Genomic DNA, 25,872 nt, shown 5'->3' on the forward strand with positions numbered 1-25,872 from the left:
CGCCTTGGTCAGTTAAGGTTACAGCTTTGTTGACAGTAACATTTTCGGAATAAGTGGTGTTATCTTGGAGTTGTATTGTTTCGCCAGCAGTAGTCGTTCCAGCATCAATTGCTTTTTGAATAGTTTCGAAAGCAATATTGTCAGTTGTATTCAGCACGCTTGCGTTGGGGCAAGTGATGTCGGCTGAATATTGTCCACCTTTGATTGATTGGAGCGTAACATTCATTGGCACGCCATTAGCGTCGGGAATTAATCCATTTATGCTGTAAATGTGTGATGCCCCAACAGGACCGATGCGGAATTTTTCGGTATTTGTTACTCTGTTATTAAATCTTAATGTTAATATGACTGTATTATCTCCAGCAGTATGGGAAACACCTGTAATAACAACTTTCGTAGAAGCATCACCACCACTTGATGGAGCATAAACAGCAAAAGAGGATGTTGTTAAATTGCCTGTTCCATCATTGTTAGCATACACAGCTTGATCGAAAGTAAGAGTAATATTGTAGAAGCCATAGTTAGGCGAAGATTGTTCAGTTAAACTTGGAGCGTCGCCAGCTAAGAATTTAGGAGGCATAGAAGTAGAAATAGTAAATGTTTGAGTAACGTCCGTTGAAGTAACAGAACCAGCATAAGCACGAAGCTGAACTCGATAGTTGCCCGAACCGACTGCAATTGGCAGATAGACTTCCCAAGAAGTAAGATTGCCAACATCTATATCGTTGTATTCAGAAAGAGTATTCCAACTTGAACCATGATAGTATTGAATATCAAGCTCATAGCCAGAAGCACCGGAGACGGAGTTCCAGTTAATTTGTGCAGTGTTATTGTTATCATCAACGATAACACTTGTGATAGTAGGAGCGGAAATTATAGCAGTAGTAGTAAACGAGCGAGGGTTGTTGGTGCCGCTATTAGTACTAAATTGATAATTCCCGTGAGTTCCATTATATTCATATATACGGACATAGTATGTAGTACCAGCGGTTAAGCCACTTAAACTAATAGTCCTTCTTGAACCAGTAGTAAAGCCGATAACATAGTCGTTACTTGTACCAAGTTGAACACTATTGGACCAGCTACCACTTGTGGAACTATAGTTTTGCGATGAATAGCTGGTAATAGTCTCCCAGCTGTTATCGGTACTGATAACAACAAGACGGCCAACACCATTACCGTTAATCCAGGAGGCATTAGCGGTAGTGGTAGTAATACTTGAAAAGGCGACATAGCGCGCTTGCACCGAAGGAGCAGTTTGGGCAAAAGAGCCATCGACTGCTAAAAGCAGAAGTGCAAAAGCCGCTATAAAGCACGTTAGAAAACGTTTCATAACGTTTCTCCTAAAATTGTGAATAAAACAAATTTATAACTGAACGATAAGAATCTCTTCAAACGAAGGATAATTCCTTTGTAAAATGAAAAGAATTTTATGAGAATAAAACAGTGAGTAATTTTATAAGAATATGAGTAAACAAAAATCAAAAAAAACCTCGTATAGTTTAACAATAGTAATTACACGATAATTCTAAAATAATATTTTAAAAATATCCCAGCAATAACCTCAAACCCCAATAATTAAAAAGTATAAGCAAAAAATCAAGAATAAAAAACTATGCCAAAAAGAACAAAAATGAATAAAAATTAATTTTATTTTAATAAATTTAATTCCCTTTAACTTTGACTAAAACAAAGAACAAAATGTATCATAACATATAGTGTAAATTAAAAAAATAAAGTTAAAAAACAAATAAACAAGAAAAAAAAATCACCAAAAAATTACTGAACGATACCTTTTTCAACTAAAAAGTTTCGCATCTCGACAAAAATATTGCGAATAGGTTCTTTTAGGGTACGGGCTTTGTCCCAATTACCTTCTTTAGCATAGCCCATCAGTTCGATACCAAGATTGGCAATATCGTCGAGCCCGAACTGGAAGCACGACCCCTTGAGTGTATGGGCAAGGCGGTAGAGTTCTTGTGAGTTTTTTTCGTCGATAAATTTTGAATATTGCTCGTCGATATCGGCGATCCAGGTATCGACAAATTCAGGGAGAAGTTCAAGAATAAAAGGATCATCTGGTAGTTTCATAAATCAACCTCATAAATAATAATAAAAGCAGAGCCGGCTATAAGCCGAATTCTGTCTTCGAGTCGGAAGACTCGGAGGCAACCATTTATCTGGGAGGAATGTCGCCATTCCCCTCAAGCGACCCACCCGAATATGCGGCTGAGTGAGCACCCGAGCGAGCAACTCGGTCACCGACGAGGGCGAGCATATTCATATTTGGTCTTGCTCCGTGCGGGGTTTGCCAAGCCAGCGGAGTCGCCTCTGCTGCTGGTGGGCTCTTACCCCACCGTTTCACCCTTACCAGGCTCGAGAAGGAGCCGGGCGGTTTGCTTTCTGTTGCACTATCCGTCAGCTTGCCCTTCGGGGAGGGCTTGCTGCCTTCGCGTTACGAAGCGCACTGCTCTATGGAGTTCGGACTTTCCTCATTTGCTCAAAAGCAAATGCGGTTGCCTGCCGACCCTGCAAGTAGTTTGACGAATAAATTAATTTCCAATTTTACTAAAATAAAAAATAGAAGATAAAATGTAAAAAATATGTACAAAAAAAATGCAGTGTATAATTTTTATCACACTATACGTTCAAAGAAAAATGAATTATCGTAAATAGCAAAATAATAAAAAAGAGGTTGTCCGGATGGACAACCTCTTGAACGTAGAAAGATGTATATCTCAGATAACACCATTTCGTTTGATAACATCGCGAGCGATAACTAATTTTTGGACTTCGGTGGTACCTTCGAAAATGCGATTGATGCGGGAATCGCGGTAGAAGCGTTCGACAGGGAGTTCGCGAGAGTAGCCCATACCGCCGTGAATTTGCATAGCGTAATCGACACATTTATCGAGAGCTTCACTGGCAACTAATTTAACCATAGCAGATTGGCGTGAAAGCATAGTACCTTTGTCATAGAGAGTAGCGGTACGATAAACAAGTGATTCGACTTGATAGATAAGAGTAGCCATTTCGGCAATCATAAATTGAACAGCCTGGAAGTTAGCGATAGGTTCACCGAATTGTTTTCTTTCTTTAGCATAGCGGACAGACATTTCGAGCAATTCTTTGCAAGCACCGAGACAAGCGGCACCAAGCCCCAGACGGCCGGCATCAAGGGTTTTCATAGCGATAAGGAAGCCTCGTCCTTCGTCGCCAATCATATTTTCGTGAGGGACGCGAACGTTATCGAAAGTAAGGGTAGAAGTTTTACTACCGCGAATACCCATTTTCTTTTCGGGAGCACCAGCAGAGAAGCCGGGCATGTCTTTTTCGACAACGAAAGCGGTGATACCGCGATTAGTGCGAGCGAATACAGAGAAAACATCAGCAAAAGGCCCGTTTGTAATCCACATTTTCTCGCCGTTAAGTATCCAATGGTCGCCGTCGCGTTCGGCGCGAGTGCTAACATCGAAAGCATCGGAACCAGCTTTGGATTCGGTAAGAGCGAAGGCAGCAATTTTCTCACCTTGAGCGCAAGGGACAACGTATTTTTGTTTGAGTTCTTCGCTGCCACCGATATACATAGCATTTGTACCGATGGAGACGTGAGCGCCAATCATAGTAGCGGTGGAAAGGCAGGCACGCCCAATTTCTTCTTGAATGATGCAGTAGCCCATTTCGCCGAAACCGCTACCGCCGTATTCAATTGGGAATGGAGCGCCAAGAAGTCCGAGTTCGGCAATTTTTCTAATAATTTCTTCTGGGATTGCTTCTTCTTCGTCAATTTTAGCAGCAATAGGCTTAAGTTCGTTTGTAGCAAAATCGCGAACCATATCGCGAAGCATTTTCTGTTCTTCTGTAAAAACTAATTCAAACATAGAATTCCTTCAATTATTAATAAATAAAGAACAATATCATAGAATTAGGTAGTTTCGATAAAGTTAAGAATATTTTCACCGCCATCGACACCGATAGTTTGCCCTGTGATCCAGTAAAATTTTTCGTCAATCAGAAGGGAAATAGCTTGGGCAACATCTTCGGGGACAGTATTGCGGTTAAATGGATTATGCTGCTTAGCGTGTTGGAGCATTTTAGCAAAGCCGGGGATTTTTTGAGCAGCAGGTGTATCAGTAAGCCCAGCGAGAATTGCATTGGCAGTAATTTTATAAGGAGCAAGTTCGACGGCAATTTGACGGACATAAGCTTCGAGAGCTGCTTTGGCAGCGGAAACAGCACCATAGTTAGCCATAGCACGTTGAGAGCCGATACTTGTGAGCCCGAAGATACGGGAATTTTCGGCAAGGAGCTTAGCTTTGAATAAATCTTGTGTCCAATAGACTAGGCTATTAGCCATAACATCCATAGTCATTTCGATTTGGCGTTTGTTAAGCATTTCGCTGGAATTCCCCGAAAAGAACGGACCAATTGCACCGAACGCGAGGGAGTGGATTAAAACACGAAGGACGTGGTTAGGGTTGTTTTCTTTGTCTTGCTTTATAGCCTCGATAACCTCTTTTCGTTTAGCATCATCAGCGGCATTTACATTAAAAAATTTAGCTTTGATGTTTAGGTGTTCGAGACTGCGACGAAATTCTTCTGCTTTTTCTTTGTTAGAGCCCGTATCGAGATGAACACCATAGATGTTGTAACCGATTCGAGCAAGTTCGATAGCGCAAGCGCGACCGAAACCACTCGAAACACCTAATATAATTGCATATAATTCTCTGTCGACCATTTTCTTCTCCAAAAAATAAATTGCCAATTTAAATTATTTAGAAATATAAAATTACGAAATTTTTAGATAAAAAAAACAAAATGAGCTGATTATAGAATTCTCAGTAAAGATGAAAATTTGTACTTTTGTAAGTTGAATAACAATAATTATGAAATAATTGTGTCAATTTAAAAAAAGAAGAAAGATAGATAAGGATAAAAATGGAAAAAGTTCAATTAGTAGTATTGGGATTGTCTGCCTCGCCGGCTGCGAGCAATGCATACGCCTTGATATTAAAGGAAGTTGATGGGGAGCGTCGTTTACCAATCATCATTGGAGCATTCGAAGCACAAGCAATAGCGCTGGAAATGGAAGGAGTAACGCCGCCACGACCGATGACGCATGATTTAATTAAGAATATTCTAGATCAATTAGGTGCTACTTTGACAGAAGTAATAATTTCGGATATTATCGAGGGAACTTTTTATGCGAAGCTTGTATTTGAAGATTTAGGGATAGAGATAGATTCGCGTCCAAGCGATGCAATTGCGATAGCGGTTCGGATGGGATGCCCAATATATGTGAATGCAGAAGTATTGCAAGAGACGGGAGTGAGCCCTCAAGGCGAAGAAAAAGAAGAGGTTGCAGATGAAGATTATGATGAATTTGAAATGCTAAAGAAATCTGAGAAGATGCAGCAAACCCAACAGCCGCAACAACCAAAAAGCCGTATTGATATATTGCAAGAGCAATTAGAGAAAGCAATAAAAGATGAAGATTACGAGACAGCTGCAAAAATACGAGATGAATTAAAAAAAATGTTAGAAAGCTCATAAAATTATTTGTTTATTATAAGAAGAATATTTAATTTTGTAGTCTAAATTTGAGCCGGGGTAGCTCAGGTGGTTAGAGCAACGGAATCATAATCCGTGTGTCGGGGGTTCAAATCCCTCTCCCGGTACAAGAGAAAGAGGCCAACGAAAGGTCTCTTTTTTTATATACATTGAGTTGATTTTTTTATTTTTTTTCTGTTGCATACTTTTAGTAACTTTGATGTTACATTAAACGTTATAGAACTTATTAACAAATTAAGAGGCATTGTGCGATTATTATTGATAATACTAAGTTTGACATTAACAGTAGAATTTGTATTCCCGGCGGAAAAAGTGGCGATTGCCAGAAAAAGAGTAGGGGAAATTCATATAGATGGTAAGTTAGTGGAAGAGGATTGGCGCGAAGCAATGCCAATTTCCGATTTTACAACCAAGGATCCGGTGGAGGGTGGTGCTCCGAGCGAGAGAGTAGAGGTGAGATTTCTCTACGATGAGAGTTATTTATATATCGGGGCAAGAATGGAGCGAAAAAATCCCGAAAAGATACAGGCGTATGTTTCCCGAAGAGATAATATGAGCAATTCTGAGAGAATAATAATAATATTAGATACATATAATAATAAGCAAACAGCTGTAAGCTTTGCTGTAACTGCAACAGGAGTAAGAGCAGATTACTACCACGGAACAGACAACGAGGGCGACCGAGATTATAATTTCAATCCAGTGTGGGAGGCTCGGACGAATATAGATAGTCTTGGCTGGACTGCGGAATATGCAATACCGTTTAGTCAGCTAAGGTTTCCTGATATCGATACTCTCGTTTTTGGCTTGAACATAAATCAATACACACCGACGACACAAGAAGACATCTATTGGGTAATGATACCGAAAAATGAATCAGGTTGGGCTTCACGTTTTGGGAAGCTTGTAGGGATTGAAGGTATTCGTAGAACACGGAGGATTGAAATATTACCATATATAAGCACAACATTAGAGAGAAACCCGTATATATCGAGCAACCATCCATATATTAACGAGTGGGATTGGAAAAAATCGGTTGGTGTTGATTTAAAAATGGGGTTTGGACCAAATTTAACGCTTGATGCGACGATAAATCCAGATTTTGGGCAGGTGGAAGCAGACCCATCGGTAGTAAATTTAACAGAATTTGAGATTTATTACGATGAAAAGAGACCATTTTTTATTGAAGGAGATAAATTATTTAAAAATACAAATGTTGAATATTATTATTCCAGGCGGATAGGAGCACCACCCACATATAAACTTTATTCACAATATTCATATAATCCACTATTTTCTACGATACTTGGGGCGACAAAAATCACCGGACGTTCGTCTGATGGATGGTCTTTTGCTGCACTTACGGCATTCGTCGACAAAGAATATGCAAAAGATTATGATACATTATTGCAAAAGAAGTTGCAAACGGTTGTTTCTCCTTATTCATTATATAGCGTAGTGCGATGTCAAAAAGAGTTGGACGGTTCGGGGTCGTTTTTTGGATCTATTCTGACAGCAGTGAACCGTCAAAATAATGAGAAACAACTGCACCAATACTATAATGATGCTGCGTATTCTGGTGGAACAGACTGGAATATATATTTATTCGATAAAACTTATTCATTTTATGGTAATATCGGATTTTCGGCAATAAATGGCACGAAAGAAAGAATAACTTTTATACAAAAGAGTATAACACAAAACTTTCAAAGACCTGATGCAAAACATTTATCAGTAGATACTAATGCACGCTGGCTTATGGGGTTACTGGGAAGAGTAGGATTTAAGAAAATAGCGGGTAAGCACTGGATTTGGACTGCTGAGTACTACACAGAAACTCCCGGATTGAATTTCAACGATTTTGGTAAATTACAGCATGCAGATGAACATAAATTCTATTATGGAATAACATATCGAGAAAACAAGCCAGGTAATTATTTATATTCGTATTATTTGAATGCATATTCAAGCTACATAATGAATTGGGATTATGAAAAAATACAACATACTATTGGAATGTCTTATGGAGTTACTTTTTTGAATAAATATTCTGTTTCAGGCGGATTCTACTATCTACCACATTATTATAGTGATACGAAAACGCGAGGCGGAATGATGGTGGGGCTTGCACCATCATATAATTTTTACAGTAGTTTTAGTAGCGATTGGTCCCAACCAATGCAGTTTAGTGTTAATTACAACTATTCCTGGGCACTTGATAATACGAACTATTCAAGTATTGAAACAGCTTTGTATCATAATTTTGATAGGAGTAAAATAAGTTTTGGAATTTCTTATGCGAACGAAACTGATCCCAAAATATACTTAGGTTCTCGTGCGAATAATAATCCAACGACTTATTATAAACGCTATATTTTTGGTGAAATCAAACAAAACACATTATCAACATCATTGAGATTTAATTATGCTATTTCCCCAGATTTCACATTAGAATCATATTTTGCACCATATTTTACGAATGGGAAATATCTATCGTTCGGAGAAGTTCAGAATAGAAAAAATTATACATTAAAAGTATATGGGAAATATCCTGGAACAACGATAGAAGATAATAAGAATTATTATATTATTTCTGACGGCGAAGAAACATTTAATCTTTCGAAGCAGGATTTCTTTTTTCAATCATTTCGTTCGAGCATAGTTATAAGATGGGAATTCTTACCTGGCTCTCAGTTTTATTTAGTCTGGCAGGTAAATGATGCAAAATACGATAAATATAGGGAAATAAATCTGAACGATTTTTCTGATTTATTAGGAAGAAAATCTCTTCATTCTTTTATGATGAAAATTTCATATTGGTTTGCAAGAGTTTAATAAAAAAACAATCAAGTAAGAAAAAATTATATAATTTTGTATTAAGTGTTTAACAAAAATTAGAAAAAAATGTTAGATTTAAAATTTGTTCGCGATAATATTGAGCTTGTTCGGCAAAATATTATTAATAAAAATGAGAGTGCAGATGTTACAGAAATTCCACGACTTGATGAAAAAAGACGTTCAACTATTCAAGAAGTCGAGAGGCTGAAAAATTTACGGAATGTCGTATCCAAAGAAATAGCGGAATTAAAAAAGCAAAAGCAACCTGCCGACGATAAAATAGAGGAAATGAGAGTAGTATCTGATAAGATAAAAGAACTTGATGATGAGCTTCGTAACATAGAAGAAGCGATACAGCAAGTTCTTATAAGAATACCAAATATGGTGCACGAGAGCGTCCCAATTGGTAGGAGTGCAGAGGAGAATAAAGTTGTTCGTTCGTGGGGAGAACTTAAACCGCAAAAAATCAAGAAAGACCATTTGCAGATAGCAAAGGAACTGGGCATTATAGATTTTGAGCGTGGTGCGAAGGTAACGGGTGGTGGATTTGCTTTTTACGTTGGGAAAGGTGCAAAATTAGAACGAGCACTGATTAATTTTATGATTAATTATCACATTGAGCATCACGGTTATACGGAACTTATGCCACCATTTGTTGTAAATCGCAATTCAATGTTTGGTACGGGGCAGCTTCCAAAAATGGCAGAGGATATGTATCACGACGCAACTGACGATATTTTTTTAATACCGACAGCAGAAGTACCAATAACAAATTATCATAATAATGAAATTTTGCGTGGAGAAGATTTACCAATAAAATACGCTGGATATTCACCTTGTTTTCGTCGAGAGGCAGGGAGCTACGGTAAGGAAACACGTGGATTTTTGCGAGTGCACCAATTCAATAAAGTAGAGATGGTAAATTTCACGAAGCCGGAAGACTCGTACGAGAGATTAGAAGGATTGGTTGGTGAAGCAGAAGCAATATTGAAAGCATTAGGTCTCCCCTATCGAGTTATTTTGTTGTGTTCGGGCGATACAAGTTTTTCAAGTGCCAAAACGTATGATTTGGAAGCGTGGGCATCGGGCGAAGAAAAATGGCTGGAAGTATCGAGTTGTTCTAATTTCGAAGACTTTCAAGCTCGGAGAGCACAAATTCGTTTCAAGAGAACGCCTGACGCAAAACCTGAATTTGTGCATACATTGAATGGAAGCGGTCTGGCAACATCGCGAATAATGGTAGCAATACTGGAAAATTATTTGCAAGAGGACGGACATGTAATTGTTCCAGAGGTATTACGACCGTTCTGTGGTTTTGATGCTATTTAATTAATAAAGAGATATGAATTTTTTCGAATTGATAAGAACCGACGTTGAGACCAAAGCTCGCGTCGGTATTTTGCATACAGACCACGGCGATATCCCAACGCCAATATTTATGCCCGTTGGAACACAGGGCACTGTTAAAGCTTTGGAGCAGAGGAATTTAATAGAACTGAATGCCCAAATAATTCTTGGTAACACATACCACCTTTATTTGCGTCCTGGGATGGAGGTAATGAAACATTTTGGTGGGCTGCACCAATTTATTCGCTGGAATAGAGCAATACTCACCGATAGTGGAGGCTATCAAGTATTTTCTTTACAGGATTTAAGGAGAATTTCGGACGAAGGAGTAGAATTTCGCTCGCATATAGATGGTTCGCGGCATTTTTTTTCTGCAAAGAAGGTGGTTGAAATTCAAAAGACATTAGGTTCTGACATAATGATGGTGCTCGATGAATGCGTCCCTTACGGAGCAGACGAGCAGTATACAAGACGTTCGATGGAATTATCATATCGCTGGGCGGTGGGAAGCCGCGAACACTTTAAAAGTATACCGCAAATATGGGAACATAGGCAATTCCAGTTTGCAATTTGCCAGGGAGGAATGTTCCCAAATTTGAGAAAAGAATATGCTGAGAGAGTAATTCAGTATGATTTCGATGGTTTTTCAATTGGCGGATTGTCTGTTGGCGAACCGACTGAATTGATGTACGAGCTAACAGATTTAACAACGGATATACTACCAGCAACAAAACCGCGTTATCTGATGGGAGTTGGTACACCTGAGAACATACTTGAAGCAATTGAACGTGGGGTAGATATGTTTGATTGTGTTCTCCCAACACGAAACGCAAGGAATGGACAACTTTTCACAACACAAGGTAAAATTAATATTAGAAACCAGCAATATAAATATTCTAACGAACCAATAGACTCGGCTTTCGCCGACGATGAAAATTACACCCTTGGTTATTTGCGGCATTTATTCATTGCAAAAGAAATTTTGGGATTAATTTTAGCAACGCGACAGAATATTCGATTCTATTTATGGTTAGTGCGGACTGCTCGCGAAAAAATACTTACTGGAGAATTTCGTCAATGGAAAAAGGAATTTTTAAGTAGTTATTTAGAAAAAAAATAATTATATTACATTTTTAAAAAGTAATTATTCACTATTCAAATTAAGGCTGAAGTATGTTAGAATTGGCAAATTTGCTAATGTTTGCACCTCCGCCGGGTGGTCAACAAGGTGGAGCAGGAAGCTTCCTTCCAACAATTATATTTTTTGTATTTATGATTTTAATAATGTATTTCTTTATGATACGTCCACAGACAAAGCGTCAGAAAGAGCATCAAAATATGCTCGCAAATCTGAAAAAGGGCGATAAAGTTGTTACATCTGCAGGAATACATGGCACAATAACCGAAATAGATGATAAAACAATAGTATTGCAAATTGCTGAAAATACTAAAATTAAAATAGAAAAACACGCAATTACAGCCAAACTGTAATTATTAATAATTAATATTTAAATCTTTCATCATAGAGGATGAAAGATTTATTTTTTTATCTATATAAAAAATATGGAATACAAAATTAATACAATCGAAGAAGCATTAGAGGACCTCGCAAACGGCAGAATGGTAATCGTTGCCGACGACGAGGACCGAGAAAACGAGGGCGACCTTGTTGCAGCAGCAGAGCTATGCACTCCCGAAACTGTTACTTTTATGTCCAATTATGGACGTGGGCTAATTTGCGTTTCTATTACAGAAGAGCGAGCAGCCGAATTAGAGCTGGATGTAATGGTTAGAGATAACTCAGCAATACATTCGACAAAATTCACTGTATCGGTGGATTATGCTCACGGCACAACAACGGGAATATCATCTTTCGATAGGGCGGCAACAATTAGAGCGTTGGCAGACACACGGACAAAGCCGCAGGATTTGTTGCGCCCCGGGCATATTTTCCCATTAATTGCAGTAAAGGAAGGAGTGTTGCGACGTGCAGGACACACAGAGGCATCTGTTGATTTGATGAGGTTGGCAGGATTAAAACCGTGCGGAGTTATCTGCGAGATTATTAACGATGATGGGACAATGGCAAGAATGCCTCAACTGATGGAATTTGCTAAGAAGCATAATTTAAAAATAATTACTGTGAAAGATTTGATTGCTTATCGGTTAAAAAGCGAAAGTTTAGTTCATTGCGTTGCGAAGGCATATCTGCCAACTGAATACGGTGAATTTGAGATGTATGCCTTCGAAAATGTTTATGACAGAAAAGAGCACGTTGCATTGGTAAAAGGTAGCTGGGAACCTGATGAACCCGTATTGGTGCGAGTGCATTCTGAGTGCTTAACGGGCGATGTTTTTGGTTCTCTACGTTGTGATTGTGGTCCGCAATTGCATTACTCAATGAAACTTATAGAAAGTGTGGGAAAAGGAGTTGTGCTTTATATGAGGCAAGAAGGAAGAAATATAGGATTGGTGAATAAAATACGTGCTTATGCATTACAGGAAATGGGATTTGATACCGAAGAAGCCAATTTGCAACTTGGATTTCCACCAGATGCAAGAGATTATGGCATAGGCGCTCAAATATTACGCAATTTAGGTGTTACAAAAATGAAGCTTATTACAAACAATCCTAAAAAGCGCGTTGGATTAGAGAGCTACGGGATTGAGGTTGCTGAATTAGTTCCAATTGAAATCGAACCGAATGATCTTAACTACAGTTATCTAAAAACTAAAAAAGAAAAAATGGGACATATTCTACATAAGATTAGATAAAAAGAGAATAAGTTAATTTATTAAAGGTGATAAAATGTCAGACATTATTTATTTGACAAAGGAAAGGATGCAAGAAATCGAAGAAGAACTTCGCTACTTGCAAATCCATAAACGAAAGGAAATAGCCGAGAAGATTGCCGAAGCACGTTCTCACGGCGATTTATCGGAGAACTCTGACTATGATGCAGCCAAAGATGAGCAAGCGCTGTTAGAGTTACGCATAGCAAAATTAAGCCAGATACTTGCTAAAGCTCAGGTGATTAAAGCAGAGGAATTCCCAGACGATAAAGTTTATATTCTCTCTAATGTTACGATGAAAAATCTTTCAAACGGTGCAACTGTTACTTACAAGCTTGTGAGTGCAGAAGAAGCTGACTTTGAGCAAAACAAGATTGCGGTTAACTCACCGCTGGGCAAAGCTATGATGGGCAAAAAAGTTGGTGATATAGTAGAAGTAAAAGTGCCGGCTGGGGTTAATCGTTTCGAAATATTATCAATATCAAAATAATTGATTTACGATTTTAAAAAAGGGGCTGCCTTTTTCGAGACAGCCTCTTTTTCTTTTTACAGCGAATTAATTAATTAATTAATTAATTAATTGCTTGGTTTAAATAGTTTATCATCGAAAGGAACATTAAGTTCATAATTATAATCATTTATCATAGTAATTATAGACGATATATTTTCGACACGAGCAGGAAATTTTACACCATTTATAGATGACCAATTTGAAAATTTTACAGTTAAAGGTGTAGGACCTTGGGGACCTTGCTCAACAGTTTCATATTTATTAACTAAATATGTATTTTCATCGAAATAAAATGTAGATTGAATATTATTTGGCGAAGTAACAACAGCAATAATTTCACCGTTTTTCCTGCCTTTGATTTCAACTTTGTATCCCATATCAAGAAGTTTGCAGGTAGCAAAAGGAGTTGCTTCAAAAATCAATTGTTCGAGCATCACTCCTTCGAGTTTGGAAGTTTCGCCAAAAGCATTTACGTAACCTTCATTTCCATCAATCCAAATTTCCTGCTGCATCATCTGCATATCAAGTTTCATATACATTTTGTTAGGTGATTTTATATATTGAGTGATTTCACCGTCGATGATCTGCCCGCCTAAATTAATTTTAGACTTAGCAATTTTTTTGATTGATTGAACATTCTCAATTGCATCACCACCAAGTGCGCGGCGATGGCGTCCCATAAGTTCTTTAGAAGATAAGGATACTTCATCGAGCTTTGCATTTGGTCCAGAAAGTGGCTCTAAATCAACATTATAGTCGAAAACAGTGCCGAATTTTTCGAGCAAAGGACGAATCGAAGGATCGCCAACTACAATAATTCTTGATTTTTGAGGGTTTAAATACTGATGAGCAACATATTTAATATTGTTAGGAGTAATATCTTCAATAATTTTTGTGTAATTTCTATATTGATCAAGAGAAATACCCATAAAATCAGCTTCTTGAATGAGAGAAGCAATAAAATCGGAATTTTCAAAAGAAAGCTTATATTGTCCGATAACAAAGCGTTTCATTCTGTTGAGTTCATCATTGGTTGGGCTATCTTCTGCAAGTGAGCTAATCTGCTCGAAAATCACATTGAGTGAAGAATCTGTTTTTTCGCTGTTGACATCAGCACCACAAGCAAAGCGGTTGACATATTTGGAAGTAGTCAGGTAACCCCAGGGAGTATAAGTAAAGGAATATTTTTCGCGTAAAGTGCGGAAAAGCCGACCACCGAAGCCAGAACCGATAATTTTTGAAGCCATATCGAGAGTAATATAATCATTGTGTTTATACGGCACTGCAAGATTGGTAACAATCAGAGTAGTTTGTTCGGAGGCGGGACGCTGAATAAAATAAACACCCAAAGGTTGAGGTTTTGGCTCAGGGATGTTTATTTTAGGAGCATTGCCTTGCTTCCAATCGGAAAAAGCTTTTTCGAGTTCAGGTATAATTTCTTTGGCGGAGACATCACCAATAACAGCCAGAGTCGCATTATTAGGGATGAAATAAGTGTTGTAGTAATTCTGAACTTCAATGACGCTAATTTTTTGAAGAGAGTTTTCATTTGCTTTGAGAGCATAAGGGTGAGCATCGCCGTAGATAACTTTGCGGGCAAGAGTTTGCCCTATTTGCTCTGGCTGAGATTTTTCGTATTGCAAGCCTGCAATCATTTGTTCGGTAAGCTTTTCTAATTCATCTTTTGGGAAGGTAGGTTTAACCACAACATTTTTGAAGACATCAAGAATAGTTTTGTTGTGTTTTTTCAAGCCCGAAGCAGAAACAATAATAGCATCGCCATTAGCACGAGCAGAAATAGAAGCGCCTATTCCATCAATTGTTTTAGCAATATCAAGGGCTTTCATTTTGCCGGCACCTTTTGTGAGCAAACCAGCAGTTAATTCAGCAGTACCGGGAAGATTGCCATCCATAGAGGTACCACCAGGAATGAGCAAACGGAAAGCAACAGTTGGTTGCTCTTTATCCTCGATAACAAACACACGAAGACCGTTTTTAAGTTTATGAGTTGTATGATTCGGAAACTGAAACTCTTTTTCTGGAAGAGGTTCCGGACGAACACTTCTATCTATTTGAGCATTTAGATTGGTCATAACAACACTAAATAATATTAAAAATCCAAATATTTTTTTCATTTCTCATCTCCTAATTAACTCGATTTTTTGGGTATATATTGAAGAACAACACGATTTTGAGTTCCCAAATAAAGTTTAGCAACACGCTGAACATCTTCTTTCTTGACAGAAAGGAACTTTTTCAACTCATCATTGATAAGAGATGGATCGTTGTAGTAGCTATTGTAGCGAGCAAGTGTTTGTGCTTTTTCCATAACATCTTTTTTGCTAAAGATAAATTCAGATTCTTTAATATTTTTCGCTTTTGTAAGTTCTTCATCGGTAATACCTTTTTCGATGATTTTGTTTATTTCTTTAAAGATAAGTTTTTCAATATCATCGATTTTTTTATTAGGTGCGGCAATTGCATAAAAAGCAGCCATTCCGGATTTTTCGAGAGCAAATGGGAAAGCACCAGCTTGTGCGGCAAGCCTTTCTTTATCGACAATAGTTTGATACAGGCGGGAACTTTCGCCAGCCGAAAGGATATCGAGCAAGATTGTCATCGGATAATAGTCTGCATCTCCGATAGCAGGAGCACGAAAACCGATAAAAATAGCTGGGAGTTGAGCTTTCTCATCGTCAATTTTTTTGCGAACTTCACCTTTCATTGTTTCAATGCGAAAATCATTACGTTGAGGTTGTGGAGCTTTCGGCAGAGCACCAAAATATTCTTTGACAAATTTGCGAGCTTCATCAATATCAATATCACCGGCGATGACTAATGTTGCATTATTGGGCCGATAGAAGTTATTATAAAAATTGCGAAAATCTTCAATTGAAGCACGACGAAGATGTTCTTCTGAACCCAAAGTTGTCCATTGATAGGAGCTGCCGGGGAAAAGTGCGTCACAAATTTCATCAAGAAGAGTGCCATAAGGTTGGTTGTTTCGACGCATTTTAAGTTCTTCGATAACAACACCGCGTTGAGTTTCGACGCCAACAGGTTCAAGCAGCAGCCCGCGCATACGCTCGGATTCAATCCATAGAGCAAGTTTTATTTCGTTTGAGGGGAGCCGCAGATAATAAACAGTTTCGTCGAATGAAGTATGTGCGTTGAGGTCCCCACCGGCTTCCTGAACGTATTTATCAATAGAAGCGCGAGGAATATTGGTTGTAGCTTCGAACATCAGGTGTTCGAAAAGGTGAGCGTAGCCTGTTTTATTAGGGTCTTCGTCACGAGAGCCGACGCGGTAATGAACGATAGTTGCCACAACCGGAGCAGAACGGTCAATATGATAAATCACCTGCAAACCATTTTCGAGAGTGTCTTTAGTGAACTGGATTGGTTTCATATCACACATTGAGTTCTGCCCTCCAACAACTAAGAAAAGTGTAAAAAGCGGAAGAATTTTCCTTAATAATCCGTTTTTCATAAAACTTCCGAAAAAAATTAACATAAAGACATACAAGATACGTAAATTCAGCTAAAAAAGTTGCTATAATATAAAAAAAGAAATCGTGATTTTGACGATTTCTTTTAATTATTGGGGCGATCTACGGGATTTGAACCCGTGACACCCAGAGCCACAATCTGGTGCTCTACCGACTGAGCTAAGACCGCCATCTTAGAATTACAAAATTAATGTGATTTTTTGAATTGTGCAACTAAAATTTCTTAACTCGAAAATGACAATATGGTTTGTTACCGCTTTTGTTGTAATAATCTTGATGTTTTTCTTCGGCTTCATAAAATGGAGATGTGGGGACAACCTGGGTAACTACATTTAGCCCTTTTTCTTTGAGAATATTAATTAATTTCTCAGTAATTTGCTTTTGTTCCTGGTTCAAGTAGAAAACGGCAGAACGATATTGTTCGCCAACATCAGGACCCTGGCGATTCAGTTGAGTAGGGTCGTGTATTTCAAAGAATAATTTGCATAATTCTTCAAAGTTTGTTTTTTCGGGGTCGAAGATAATTTCAATTGCTTCGGCGTGTCCAGTTGTATTGGAACATACTTCCTGGTAAGTTGGATTTACGGTTTTGCCACCAGTGTAACCAACGCGAGTGCGAAGAACGCCGGGAGCAGTTTTGAAATAATACTCGACACCCCAGAAGCAACCGGCGGCAAATATAGCTTTTTGGGTTCTGGTAACATTTTCGAAAGGGACAAAGTCCAGAGAAATAGAATTAACGCAATGACGGACATTTTTGGAAGTAAGCTGCTCACCAATGAAGACGTGTCCAAGGTGAGCCCCACAATTGGAACATAGAATTTCTGTACGAACTCCATCAGCATCGGTCTGGCGTTGAATTGCACCTGAGATTTCGTCATCGAATGAAGGCCAACCGCAATGCGAAGCAAATTTATCAGTAGAGCAATACAAAGCAGTGCCGCATTGTTTGCAAAGATAAGTGCCTTTTTCAAAGAAATTATTATATTTTCCAGAAAATGGGTATTCAGTTCCTTTGTACAAAATAATTCTTTGTTCATCTGGTGTTAAATGAGTTGTATTCATTATTTGTTTCTCCGCAAAAGAATTAATCAATAATATTTTAATTAATATAATAAATAATTCTAACATTACTAAATCTCAAAACTTAAACAAGAATAAGTAACGTAACTAATATTTTGTAATTGTTTAAATGCATCTATTAATTAAATATGTTGATAATTATTTAAGTCAAGAATATTTAATTTCTCGATAAAAAAATGTAATTTTGAAGTTTGATTACTTGGAAAGTGAATTAACATCAAATATGTATTTAAGTAAATTAGAAATAGTTGGATTTAAATCGTTTGCACAAAAGACACAGCTCAAATTTAATGGCGGAATTTCTGCAATTGTAGGACCGAACGGCTGTGGGAAATCAAATATTGTTGATGCTATTCGCTGGGTGTTAGGAGAGCAAAAAACGTCAGTTCTGCGGTCTGATGTTATGGAGAATGTGATTTTCAACGGGACAAAGAATCGCAAGCCGTTAAGTATGGCGGAAGTTTCATTAACACTTGAAAATACAAAAGGTATATTGCCAAGTGAATATAGTGAAGTTACAGTTACACGACGTTTGTTTCGCAATGGAGAAAGCGAGTATCTAATCAATAAAAGTAAATGTAGGCTAAAAGACATAATAGAACTATTTATGGATACCGGACTTGGGGCAGATTCGTATTCGGTGATTGAGCTGAAAATGGTCGAAGCAATTTTGAGCGGTCGCCCCGACGAAAGGCGTGCTTTGTTCGAAGAGGCTGCGGGAATCAAAAAATACAAGCAACGCAGGAAAGAAGCTGCAAAAAAATTAGAAACAGTGGTCGAAGACATTACTCGTATTCAAGATATTTTGGAAGAAGTTAGGAAAAATGTATCATCTTTGGCACGGCAGGCTCAAAAAACCAAACGATATAACAATTTAATGTCCGAATATAAAAGTCTCGATAGTTCTATCTTATTGTTCAATTATTCTCTTTTCAATAATAAAGTCGAAACGTACAAAAATGAACTGATTGAACTGAACAAACAGAAAATCAAAATGGAGTTCGATCTTGGTGAAACCGAAGAATTTCTTCGAAAACTAAAAGAGCGTTATGCAATAACAGAAGAACAATATAATTTAGTTATCGTAAAAGAAGCAAATCTTCAGGATAAAATCGCAAATTTTGAAAAAGAACTCGCAGTATCGAACGAGAAACTGAATAATTTAAGCACTTCGAAAGAAAAAATTATTGCTGAAATTGAAAACGCAAAGCAAAGCATACAATCATTGAAAAATGAGGTGCAGGAAAACGAAACGCTAATCATCTCAAAAAATAAAATAATTGAAGAACTTGAAGAAAAATTATCGATTAGCAAAGAGAATAGAGAAAACTATTTCAGCGAACTGAGACAATTAAAAGAAGAAAGCGATTACTCAAACGAAAAAATCCTTATTTTGCAGAATACTATAAATAGTTTGAAAAATCAGCAAAATCGAAATCTTGATAGAAAGAAAATGCTTGAGCGAAAGGTTCAGGGTAATTTTGAAGAAGCATCGAGACTGGGAAAACAAATCGAAGAAATTGAGAGAGAACTGTTGAACGCTGATGAAATGCACAATAAGCTGGAGACCGAATTAACAGACGCGGAAAATTTGCTATCACAAGAAAAAGAAAGGCAAATGGTTCTTCAAAATAGCATTGACAGCGTAAAACACAAGTTGAACGATAGAAAAAATGCTCTTTCCGCAAGAAAAAACACACTTGATTATTTGAAATCAATTGTTGATACAAATCAAACAGCACAGTTTCTTATCACTTCAACGGGTTGGAGCAATTCAGAGGACAAAAATCAACTTGCTGAACTTGTGGCAACAGACGATGAGTATATAACACCATTAGTTTCTATATTGAACTATATTGGTGATTATTTTGTAGTTGAGGGCGTTGATGAGGCAACCAAAGCAATTAATTTGCTGAAAGAAACGAAAAAAGGTCAAGCGTCATTTATAACAAAAGAGATAATTACAGGCAATAATGTAGAAATTAGTGATACTGTGGAAGGAAGGTCAGTTTATGAAGTTATCCGTGCTGAAACGAAAATCATTGAGTTTCTAAAAAATATTCTTGGGAATTGCTTGATTGCTGAAACAGATGAAATTGCACTAAAATTGGTCAAGGAAAGTATCTGTGACTGCTGCGCTTCGAAAACTGGATTGTTTGTTCACAAATCAGGTTATATTTTTGGTGGATCGGAACAAAAGAATAAGCAAAGTAAGATTGGTAGAAAAGAAAAAATTGAGAAAACACAAGAAGAGATAGACAAAATTTCGAAGGAAATCGAATTACTAAATGAAGAGCTAAGAAACTTAAATGAGGAACTGTCATTGATTGATTTGCCATCGCTTACTTCAAATGTAAAACAAGCAGAAACAAGATTGAAGAATTTTGAACAAAAAATATCGCAAACAAAGCTTCAAAAACAAGCATTAGAACAAAGCTTAGCTATAGTTAATCAAAGCAACTCACAAATTGAACAAGAACTTGAAGAACTTGAAGCCGAAATTATTACTATGCAAAGCCAGATTGACAATGCGATGGACGCACTCTCAAAAGAAAAAGAAGAATATAATGCGATTCAATCAAATTTAGCGAAAGTTGAAATAAAAGTAAAGAATTACGACAGTGAAATACGTTCGATTGAAATTGAACTAACAAAATTACATTCTGAACGAAGTTCTTGTGAAAACGACATAAAAAGAATATCTAACAACATTAAATCTTTTGAAAACAAAATCAAAGAAAAAGAAGATGAATTGCTGAATGGGGACAAAATTGCCATCGAATTGAAAGAGAAAATTGAAAAAATTTCGGGTGAACTTGTTCAGTTGCGAGAAGAATACGAACAACTGGTGGACAGAAATCATAAATTGGTAACAGAAAAGAACTCAATTAATGAGCAAATCAATCAATATTCAGAAGCGATAAATGCTTTGAGACTTCAATATGATAAATTGAAGGAACAAATACATCAAACGGACATAAAGATAAGTGAAATTAATGTGCAGGTAAATTCAATCAAAGATAGATTAAGTGAAGATTTTAGAATAAGTTGTGATGAAGCTCTGCCACCAATACCCGAAGATTTTGATATAAATATTGCAAAAGAAAAGGTAGTCGAACTAAAAAACAAGCTTGCATCATTAGGAAATGTTAATTTTCTGGCTCTGGAAGAATACGAGAAGGAATCAGAAAGATTGAATTTCTACGAAAATCAGATAAATGATTTGCTTAATTCCGAAAAAACGCTCAAAGAAACAATTGCAGAGATAAATCAAGCTGCGGAAAAGAATTTTTCAGAAACATTTAATAAAATACACGAGAATTTCAAAAGATTATTCAAAACTCTATTCGGTGAGGAAGGAGAATCTGAACTAAAAATAGACGAAGGAAAATTGTTAGAAACTGATATTGAGATTATTGCGAAACCACCGAACAAACGCCCTATAACCATAGAGCAGCTTTCGCAAGGAGAAAAAACTTTAACAGCGATAGCATTGCTTTTTGCTATCTATCTGGTAAAGCCATCGCCTTTTTGTATATTAGACGAGGTGGATGCTCCACTTGATGATGCGAACGTAGATAAATTTTTAAATTTAATAAAAGAATTTAGTAATAATACTCAATTTATAATTGTAACTCATAATAAAAAGACTATGTCGGCAGCAAATACATTATATGGGATAACGATGCAAGAAGTAGGAGTGTCGAAGACTGTATCTGTATCTCTTGAAAAAGTGGAAAACTTGCTATAAATAAAATTTGGAAAAAAAATAAAAAGTCTGTAAATTGCAAATTCATATTTTGTAAAAATTATAAGATTTTGAGGATAAAAATGTTGGTAGCGTTAGTAGAAATAGCCGGTCAACAATACGAAGTAACTGAAAAAGCTCAGCTTGTAGTACCTCATTTGCAGGGCGAAGTTGGAGAAACTGTTGAGTTCGATAAAATTCTGCTGAAGAACAAAGATGGCAATATCGAAGTTGGTTCTCCATATGTAGAAGGCAGGGTGAAAGCTACAATAATGGAACACGCCAAAGGCAAAAAAGTTTTGGTATTTCACAAAAAACGTCGCAAAGGATATCGTAAGCTGAATGGATTTCGCCCAATGTTTACTAAAATTGAAGTAAATAGCATCAATTAAGGAAAGAATTAATTTTAATAGAGGTAATTATGGCTCATAAAAAAGGTGGTGGCTCATCGAAGAACGGACGCGATTCAAATCCACAGTATCGCGGTGTAAAAGTTTTCGGTGGTCAAAAAGTTATTGCAGGCAATATTATTGTTCGCCAATGTGGAACTAAATACCATCCAGGGAAAAACGTAGGACTTGGAAAAGATTATACAATTTTCTCATTGATTGATGGTATTGTTAAATTTGAGAATAAAGACAAAACAAGAAAGAAAGTTTCTGTTTATCCAATTAATTAATTCACTCTCTACTTGCAAAAAAGCCCGGCTAAATTAGTCGGGCTTTTATTTTTATTATTGCGACTAATTAAAAATTCTTTTCGAAGATTGATTGAACGAATTCCCAGTTTATAACGTTGAAGAAGTTCTCCACATATTCGTTGCGACGGTTCTGATATTTCAAGTAGTAAGCGTGTTCCCAAACATCGAGACCAAGAATAGGAAGTCCATTTACCTCTGCTACATCCATAAGCGGATTATCCTGATTTGGAGTTGAGGTTACAACAAGTTTCCCGTCTTGAATAATTAACCAAGCCCAACCAGAACCGAACCTTCCCATAGCTGCTTTCGAAAATTCTGCTTTGAAGTTATCGAAAGAGCCGAAATCTTTGTTGATTTGCTCCAAAAGTTTTCCAGATGCAGTTTTTGAAGAATTTCCGGAAAGAAGTTTCCAAAAGAAAGCGTGATTCCAGTGACCACCACCGTTATTGCGAACAGCAACGGGGTATTTCGAAACATTAGCAAGAAGTTCATCAAGACTTAATTTTTCCATTTCAGTTCCGGCAATAGCATTGTTCAGATTTGTTACGTATGCTTGATGGTGCTTGGTGTGGTGAATTTCCATAGTACGAGAGTCGATATAAGGTTCTAATGCATCATAAGAATAACCAAGTTCGGGAAGAAGATATTTCCCGGCGTCGTCTTTTGAAAAATTAAGATTAAGCTTTTCTGAGAAAGAAGCGAATGAAGAGTTCGATAACATAATAACACCCATTAAAATTAATTTTACATACTTCACAATTAGTTTCTCCTAATTTCAATGTTAGAGACGCTTAATTTTTAATAAAATTTTATTATATTAAAAATTTTTTTTAGTTACATTTTATTAAAAAATGGGGAATTTTAATTTGCTATATTCACAATAATTTTTTATCATATACTTTATACTACTGTTTTAAGATTAGATGTTAAATAAAAAATCATAGAGGGTAAAATGAGTATTCTTGTTGACAAAAAGACAAAATTAATAGTTCAGGGAATAACTGGTTCGGAAGGCACATATCACACATCTCAAATGATTGAGTACGGGACTCAGGTAGTTGCAGGAGTAACTCCAGGAAAGGGAGGAACAATGTTTGGAGGCAAAGGCGAGATAAAATTTGATTACGAGATTCCGGTTTACAACACAGTTAAAGAAGCAGTTGAAGCAACTGGTGCAAATGCAAGTGTGATATTTGTTCCGCCAGTTGCCGCAGCAGATGCTATTCTTGAAGCAATTGATGCAAAAATACCGCTAATTGTATGCATTACTGAGGGAATTCCTGTTCGTGATATGATAAAAGTTAAGGCAGCTCTTGAAAATTCTTCATCTCGATTGATTGGGCCAAATTGTCCTGGAATAATAACTCCGGGAGAAACAAAAATAGGTATTATGCCGGGCTATATTCACAAGAAAGGAAAAGTAGGTGTTGTTTCTCGAAGTGGTACCTTGACTTACGAGGCGGTTAATCAGCTAAGTGAACTGAAAATAGGACAATCAACCTGTATTGGAGTTGGTGGCGACCCAATAATTGGCACACAATTTATTGATGTATTAGAACTTTTCAACAGCGACAATAAAACTGAAGCAATTGTAATGATTGGTGAAATTGGCGGAAATGCAGAGGAAATGGCAGCCGAATACATAAAGAAAAATGTTAAAAAACCAGTAATTGGATTTATTGCGGGACGCACTGCTCCTCCGGGACGACGTATGGGACACGCTGGTGCTATTATTTCTGGTGGGAAAGGAACGGCTGAAGAAAAAATTGCTGCTATGAAAGATGCAGGTATTATTGTGGTCGATTCCCCAGCAGACATTGGGATTACTGTTAAGAAAGTTCTTGATGGTATTTCTATTAAAAAGAAAATTGCTGCAAAAAGAAAGAGTAAGATAGCAGCAAAATAGTTTGTTATTGAGCATTATTATTTATAAAAAACAAAATCTTCTCACTTAAATAGAATTGTGAGAAGATTTTTTATGTAAAAATATCTTTTTCATTTATATAATGGATTAAAATTTAATGATGTGTATCCTTAGAAGAGCAAATTTTGTAAGATTATTACAAATAGATTAATAAAAGGTAAATCAAACTAATTCGTCTTAATGTTTTTGGAGTTGTTGAAAAGTTCGAACGGAGGAAAAATGGAAGGGAAAAGTTCGAAAAAGCCTTTGCGTCAGGCACTGGACACAGAAAAAGATTTGTTGAACACTTATAAAAAACAGGAGGAACAAAAAGTGAAAAAAATGGGAGAAGAAGCCAAGATAATGGAAGAAAGTCAAAACGAGCAGAACATTGAGAATCAAAATGAAAAAAGTCAATCAGAAGATAGTAACAAAAACATTATTGAAGAGCTATCCAATATAGCACTTGATAAAATTTCAGAAATTGAGGAATTAAAAACAGAGAGAGACTATCTAAAAGACCAGTTGGTAAGGAAAGTCGCCGAAATTGAAAACCAAAGGAAAAGACACCTGAAAGAAAAACAAGAGCTTATAGATTTTGCAAACGAGCAACTACTTGGGAAAATGATAGAACTGCTTGATTACTTCGAACAAGCAGTTGATGCATCGAACAAAACGACAGATATTGAAGCATTACGCACAGGACTGGAAATGTTATACCAGAAAGCAATAAAATTATTCGAAGAGCAAGGTGTAAAGAAAATGGACGATGCAACTGGCAAGCCATTCGATGTTAATTATCACGATGCAATTCTGGCAATGAACTCCGATAAAGAAGAGGGTACTGTCTTGCAAGTGGCACAACCCGGATATATGTATAAGGACAAGGTGCTACGTCACGCAAGAGTGATCACTTCAAGCAGACAATCTAACTAATAGGTGAAATCGGATGAGTTTACAGAGCATAAAGGAAAGTTTTGCAAAACGAGATAGAGTAGTACGCGTTCTATCAAAGGACGGGTATTTTAGGGGGGTAGCAATCAAAAATACTAGTATGGCTATTGATGCACAAGCAAGGCACAATTTAGAAGCGATACCGGCTTTCTTTCTGGCTAAGACATTAGCAGCTTCAACCTTGCTTTCGGCATTTCTTAAAGGTGAGGAACGAGTAAGCATAGAAATAGACGGTTCGAATTATATTAAAAAGATATATTCAGAGTCTATTCAAGTTGGTGAGACGCGTGGATTTATTCGAGTGGATAATAAATATGACAGTAGCAAATTACACTCTATAGACGATGTGATAGGAAAAGGTAAAATAAAGGTGTCGAGAATTTTATACAACAAGACCGAACCAATCATAGGTATTACAGAATTAGCACAAGGCGATATTTCAACTGATTTAGCATATTATTTCAGCCAATCAGAGCAAATACCATCGGCAGTTCTGTTGGATGCTTCAATAGACGACAACGGGAAAATACTACAATCGGGCGGACTAATTATTCAAGCGATGCCACAAGCACCTTTAAAGGAAATAGTAAGAATTACAGAGCAACTTTATGAGCTACCACCAATTTCTCAACTTTTAGCCGATGGACACACTATCGAGGGAATTATTCGTCAAGCAACTAATTTTGAGTTCGAAATAGTCAAGCACTCACCAGTTGATTTTTATTGTCGATGTTCGAAGGAGGGATTTCTCAGTCATCTGGTGGCACTTGGTGCTGACGAAATTCGCAATATGCAAAAGGAAGGGCATACTGAACTGGTATGCCAGTATTGTAGCGAAAAATATATTATTGATGATAATGATTTTGCGAGAATATTAATGGAAATTCAGGCAAAAAATAATTAGGAGTAATCGAT

Annotated in this window: 20 protein-coding genes, 2 tRNA genes, 1 other RNA gene and 1 pseudogene; 14 read left to right on the plus strand and 10 right to left on the minus strand. The window is 37.0% G+C overall.

Going from position 1 to position 25,872, the window contains the following annotated elements:
- The 5 genes and pseudogenes from AC6QZF_RS08945 to AC6QZF_RS08965 all read right to left on the minus strand — a co-directional run.
- Nucleotides 1-1,333 (minus strand): annotated as a pseudogene (locus AC6QZF_RS08945) (hypothetical protein); the annotation flags it as partial.
- A gap of 446 nt (nucleotides 1,334-1,779) precedes the next feature.
- Nucleotides 1,780-2,091 carry an Hpt domain-containing protein gene (locus tag AC6QZF_RS08950; RefSeq protein ID WP_499799545.1) on the minus strand — a complete coding sequence of 104 codons (312 nt, stop codon included), beginning with the start codon at nucleotides 2,089-2,091 and terminating at the stop codon, nucleotides 1,780-1,782.
- Nucleotides 2,092-2,115: 24 nt separating this feature from the next.
- An RNA gene (rnpB, locus tag AC6QZF_RS08955) (RNase P RNA component class A) lies at nucleotides 2,116-2,532 on the minus strand.
- A gap of 206 nt (nucleotides 2,533-2,738) precedes the next feature.
- Nucleotides 2,739-3,881 carry an acyl-CoA dehydrogenase family protein gene (locus tag AC6QZF_RS08960; RefSeq protein ID WP_499799546.1) on the minus strand — a complete coding sequence of 381 codons (1,143 nt, stop codon included), beginning with the start codon at nucleotides 3,879-3,881 and terminating at the stop codon, nucleotides 2,739-2,741.
- A 44-nt stretch (nucleotides 3,882-3,925) separates the two neighbouring features.
- The gene (locus AC6QZF_RS08965) at nucleotides 3,926-4,738 is read right to left on the minus strand and encodes an enoyl-ACP reductase FabI (RefSeq protein WP_499799547.1); all 813 of its coding nucleotides are present in this window, start codon (nucleotides 4,736-4,738) and stop codon (nucleotides 3,926-3,928) included.
- A 230-nt stretch (nucleotides 4,739-4,968) separates the two neighbouring features.
- On the opposite strand from AC6QZF_RS08965, the gene AC6QZF_RS08970 reads away from it, so the two are divergent.
- The 8 genes from AC6QZF_RS08970 to greA all read left to right on the plus strand — a co-directional run bounded on the left by AC6QZF_RS08970 (nucleotide 4,969) and on the right by greA (nucleotide 13,039).
- Nucleotides 4,969-5,553 carry a bifunctional nuclease family protein gene (locus AC6QZF_RS08970; RefSeq protein WP_499799548.1) on the plus strand — a complete coding sequence of 195 codons (585 nt, stop codon included), beginning with the start codon at nucleotides 4,969-4,971 and terminating at the stop codon, nucleotides 5,551-5,553.
- 51 nt (nucleotides 5,554-5,604) lie between these two features.
- Nucleotides 5,605-5,678: transfer RNA gene (locus tag AC6QZF_RS08975), tRNA-Met, on the plus strand.
- Nucleotides 5,679-5,883: 205 nt separating this feature from the next.
- Nucleotides 5,884-8,406, plus strand: coding sequence for a DUF5916 domain-containing protein (locus AC6QZF_RS08980; RefSeq protein ID WP_499799549.1), 2,523 nt, complete (start codon nucleotides 5,884-5,886; stop codon nucleotides 8,404-8,406).
- A 69-nt stretch (nucleotides 8,407-8,475) separates the two neighbouring features.
- The gene (serS, locus tag AC6QZF_RS08985) at nucleotides 8,476-9,738 is read left to right on the plus strand and encodes a serine--tRNA ligase (RefSeq protein WP_499799550.1); all 1,263 of its coding nucleotides are present in this window, start codon (nucleotides 8,476-8,478) and stop codon (nucleotides 9,736-9,738) included.
- 13 nt (nucleotides 9,739-9,751) lie between these two features.
- The gene (gene tgt / locus AC6QZF_RS08990; protein ID WP_499799551.1) at nucleotides 9,752-10,876 is read left to right on the plus strand and encodes a tRNA guanosine(34) transglycosylase Tgt; all 1,125 of its coding nucleotides are present in this window, start codon (nucleotides 9,752-9,754) and stop codon (nucleotides 10,874-10,876) included.
- Nucleotides 10,877-10,929: 53 nt separating this feature from the next.
- Nucleotides 10,930-11,247: a preprotein translocase subunit YajC gene (gene yajC, locus AC6QZF_RS08995; RefSeq protein ID WP_491814405.1), complete on the plus strand. Its 318-nt coding sequence runs from the start codon at nucleotides 10,930-10,932 to the stop codon at nucleotides 11,245-11,247.
- Between the two features lie 72 nt (nucleotides 11,248-11,319).
- Entirely contained in the window at nucleotides 11,320-12,531 is a 1,212-nt protein-coding gene (locus AC6QZF_RS09000) for a bifunctional 3,4-dihydroxy-2-butanone-4-phosphate synthase/GTP cyclohydrolase II (RefSeq protein WP_499799552.1), read from the plus strand.
- 34 nt (nucleotides 12,532-12,565) lie between these two features.
- Nucleotides 12,566-13,039 carry a transcription elongation factor GreA gene (greA, locus tag AC6QZF_RS09005; protein WP_499799553.1) on the plus strand — a complete coding sequence of 158 codons (474 nt, stop codon included), beginning with the start codon at nucleotides 12,566-12,568 and terminating at the stop codon, nucleotides 13,037-13,039.
- A gap of 86 nt (nucleotides 13,040-13,125) precedes the next feature.
- Here greA and AC6QZF_RS09010 read toward each other — a convergent pair whose 3' ends face one another.
- The 4 genes from AC6QZF_RS09010 to AC6QZF_RS09025 form a co-directional block, all read right to left on the minus strand.
- Nucleotides 13,126-15,195 (minus strand): insulinase family protein, encoded by a 2,070-nt coding sequence (locus AC6QZF_RS09010; RefSeq protein WP_499799554.1) that lies wholly within the window; start codon nucleotides 15,193-15,195, stop codon nucleotides 13,126-13,128.
- A gap of 14 nt (nucleotides 15,196-15,209) precedes the next feature.
- Complete coding sequence (locus tag AC6QZF_RS09015) at nucleotides 15,210-16,550, minus strand: M16 family metallopeptidase (RefSeq protein ID WP_499799555.1); 1,341 nt, start codon at nucleotides 16,548-16,550, stop codon at nucleotides 15,210-15,212.
- Nucleotides 16,551-16,662: 112 nt separating this feature from the next.
- Nucleotides 16,663-16,738, minus strand: a tRNA-His gene (locus AC6QZF_RS09020).
- Nucleotides 16,739-16,782: 44 nt separating this feature from the next.
- A complete protein-coding gene (locus AC6QZF_RS09025; protein WP_499799556.1) occupies nucleotides 16,783-17,634 on the minus strand; it encodes a bifunctional methionine sulfoxide reductase B/A protein in 852 nt (283 codons plus the stop codon).
- Nucleotides 17,635-17,875: 241 nt separating this feature from the next.
- Here AC6QZF_RS09025 and smc point away from each other — a divergent pair, with 241 nt between their 5' ends.
- The 3 genes from smc (at nucleotide 17,876) to rpmA (ending at nucleotide 22,079) form a co-directional block, all read left to right on the plus strand.
- Nucleotides 17,876-21,403 (plus strand): chromosome segregation protein SMC, encoded by a 3,528-nt coding sequence (smc, locus tag AC6QZF_RS09030; protein WP_499799557.1) that lies wholly within the window; start codon nucleotides 17,876-17,878, stop codon nucleotides 21,401-21,403.
- Between the two features lie 80 nt (nucleotides 21,404-21,483).
- A complete protein-coding gene (rplU, locus tag AC6QZF_RS09035; RefSeq protein ID WP_499799558.1) occupies nucleotides 21,484-21,792 on the plus strand; it encodes a 50S ribosomal protein L21 in 309 nt (102 codons plus the stop codon).
- A gap of 29 nt (nucleotides 21,793-21,821) precedes the next feature.
- A complete protein-coding gene (gene rpmA, locus AC6QZF_RS09040) occupies nucleotides 21,822-22,079 on the plus strand; it encodes a 50S ribosomal protein L27 (protein ID WP_499799559.1) in 258 nt (85 codons plus the stop codon).
- A 67-nt stretch (nucleotides 22,080-22,146) separates the two neighbouring features.
- On the opposite strand, the gene AC6QZF_RS09045 is transcribed toward rpmA, so the two are convergent.
- Nucleotides 22,147-22,821 (minus strand): superoxide dismutase, encoded by a 675-nt coding sequence (locus AC6QZF_RS09045; protein ID WP_499799560.1) that lies wholly within the window; start codon nucleotides 22,819-22,821, stop codon nucleotides 22,147-22,149.
- 231 nt (nucleotides 22,822-23,052) lie between these two features.
- On the opposite strand from AC6QZF_RS09045, the gene sucD reads away from it, so the two are divergent.
- From sucD to AC6QZF_RS09060, 3 genes are all read left to right on the plus strand, one after another.
- The gene (gene sucD, locus AC6QZF_RS09050) at nucleotides 23,053-24,006 is read left to right on the plus strand and encodes a succinate--CoA ligase subunit alpha (RefSeq protein WP_499799561.1); all 954 of its coding nucleotides are present in this window, start codon (nucleotides 23,053-23,055) and stop codon (nucleotides 24,004-24,006) included.
- Between the two features lie 237 nt (nucleotides 24,007-24,243).
- Nucleotides 24,244-24,939, plus strand: a complete 696-nt coding sequence (locus tag AC6QZF_RS09055; protein WP_499799562.1) for a nucleotide exchange factor GrpE — start codon at nucleotides 24,244-24,246, stop codon at nucleotides 24,937-24,939.
- A gap of 13 nt (nucleotides 24,940-24,952) precedes the next feature.
- Nucleotides 24,953-25,861 carry an Hsp33 family molecular chaperone HslO gene (locus AC6QZF_RS09060; protein WP_499799563.1) on the plus strand — a complete coding sequence of 303 codons (909 nt, stop codon included), beginning with the start codon at nucleotides 24,953-24,955 and terminating at the stop codon, nucleotides 25,859-25,861.
- The last annotated feature ends 11 nt before the right edge of the window (nucleotides 25,862-25,872 follow it).

This window comes from Eximiradius sp. (genome assembly GCA_937127445.1).
In the GTDB taxonomy this organism is placed as follows: Bacteria; Bacteroidota; Ignavibacteria; order Kapaibacteriales; family UBA2268; genus JAKIZO01.

Excerpts from the sequence above, each read along its gene's own strand:
- AC6QZF_RS08950 (WP_499799545.1), bottom strand. The coding sequence starts at position 2,091 with ATGAAACTACCAGATGATCCTTTTATTCTTGAACTTCTCCCTGAATTT.
- AC6QZF_RS08960 (WP_499799546.1), bottom strand. The coding sequence starts at position 3,881 with ATGTTTGAATTAGTTTTTACAGAAGAACAGAAAATGCTTCGCGATATG.
- AC6QZF_RS08965 (WP_499799547.1), bottom strand. The coding sequence starts at position 4,738 with ATGGTCGACAGAGAATTATATGCAATTATATTAGGTGTTTCGAGTGGT.
- serS (WP_499799550.1), top strand. The coding sequence starts at position 8,476 with ATGTTAGATTTAAAATTTGTTCGCGATAATATTGAGCTTGTTCGGCAA.
- tgt (WP_499799551.1), top strand. The coding sequence starts at position 9,752 with ATGAATTTTTTCGAATTGATAAGAACCGACGTTGAGACCAAAGCTCGC.
- yajC (WP_491814405.1), top strand. The coding sequence starts at position 10,930 with ATGTTAGAATTGGCAAATTTGCTAATGTTTGCACCTCCGCCGGGTGGT.
- AC6QZF_RS09000 (WP_499799552.1), top strand. The coding sequence starts at position 11,320 with ATGGAATACAAAATTAATACAATCGAAGAAGCATTAGAGGACCTCGCA.
- greA (WP_499799553.1), top strand. The coding sequence starts at position 12,566 with ATGTCAGACATTATTTATTTGACAAAGGAAAGGATGCAAGAAATCGAA.
- AC6QZF_RS09010 (WP_499799554.1), bottom strand. The coding sequence starts at position 15,195 with ATGAAAAAAATATTTGGATTTTTAATATTATTTAGTGTTGTTATGACC.
- AC6QZF_RS09015 (WP_499799555.1), bottom strand. The coding sequence starts at position 16,550 with ATGAAAAACGGATTATTAAGGAAAATTCTTCCGCTTTTTACACTTTTC.
- AC6QZF_RS09025 (WP_499799556.1), bottom strand. The coding sequence starts at position 17,634 with ATGAATACAACTCATTTAACACCAGATGAACAAAGAATTATTTTGTAC.
- smc (WP_499799557.1), top strand. The coding sequence starts at position 17,876 with ATGTATTTAAGTAAATTAGAAATAGTTGGATTTAAATCGTTTGCACAA.
- rplU (WP_499799558.1), top strand. The coding sequence starts at position 21,484 with ATGTTGGTAGCGTTAGTAGAAATAGCCGGTCAACAATACGAAGTAACT.
- rpmA (WP_499799559.1), top strand. The coding sequence starts at position 21,822 with ATGGCTCATAAAAAAGGTGGTGGCTCATCGAAGAACGGACGCGATTCA.
- AC6QZF_RS09045 (WP_499799560.1), bottom strand. The coding sequence starts at position 22,821 with ATGTTATCGAACTCTTCATTCGCTTCTTTCTCAGAAAAGCTTAATCTT.
- sucD (WP_499799561.1), top strand. The coding sequence starts at position 23,053 with ATGAGTATTCTTGTTGACAAAAAGACAAAATTAATAGTTCAGGGAATA.
- AC6QZF_RS09055 (WP_499799562.1), top strand. The coding sequence starts at position 24,244 with ATGGAAGGGAAAAGTTCGAAAAAGCCTTTGCGTCAGGCACTGGACACA.
- AC6QZF_RS09060 (WP_499799563.1), top strand. The coding sequence starts at position 24,953 with ATGAGTTTACAGAGCATAAAGGAAAGTTTTGCAAAACGAGATAGAGTA.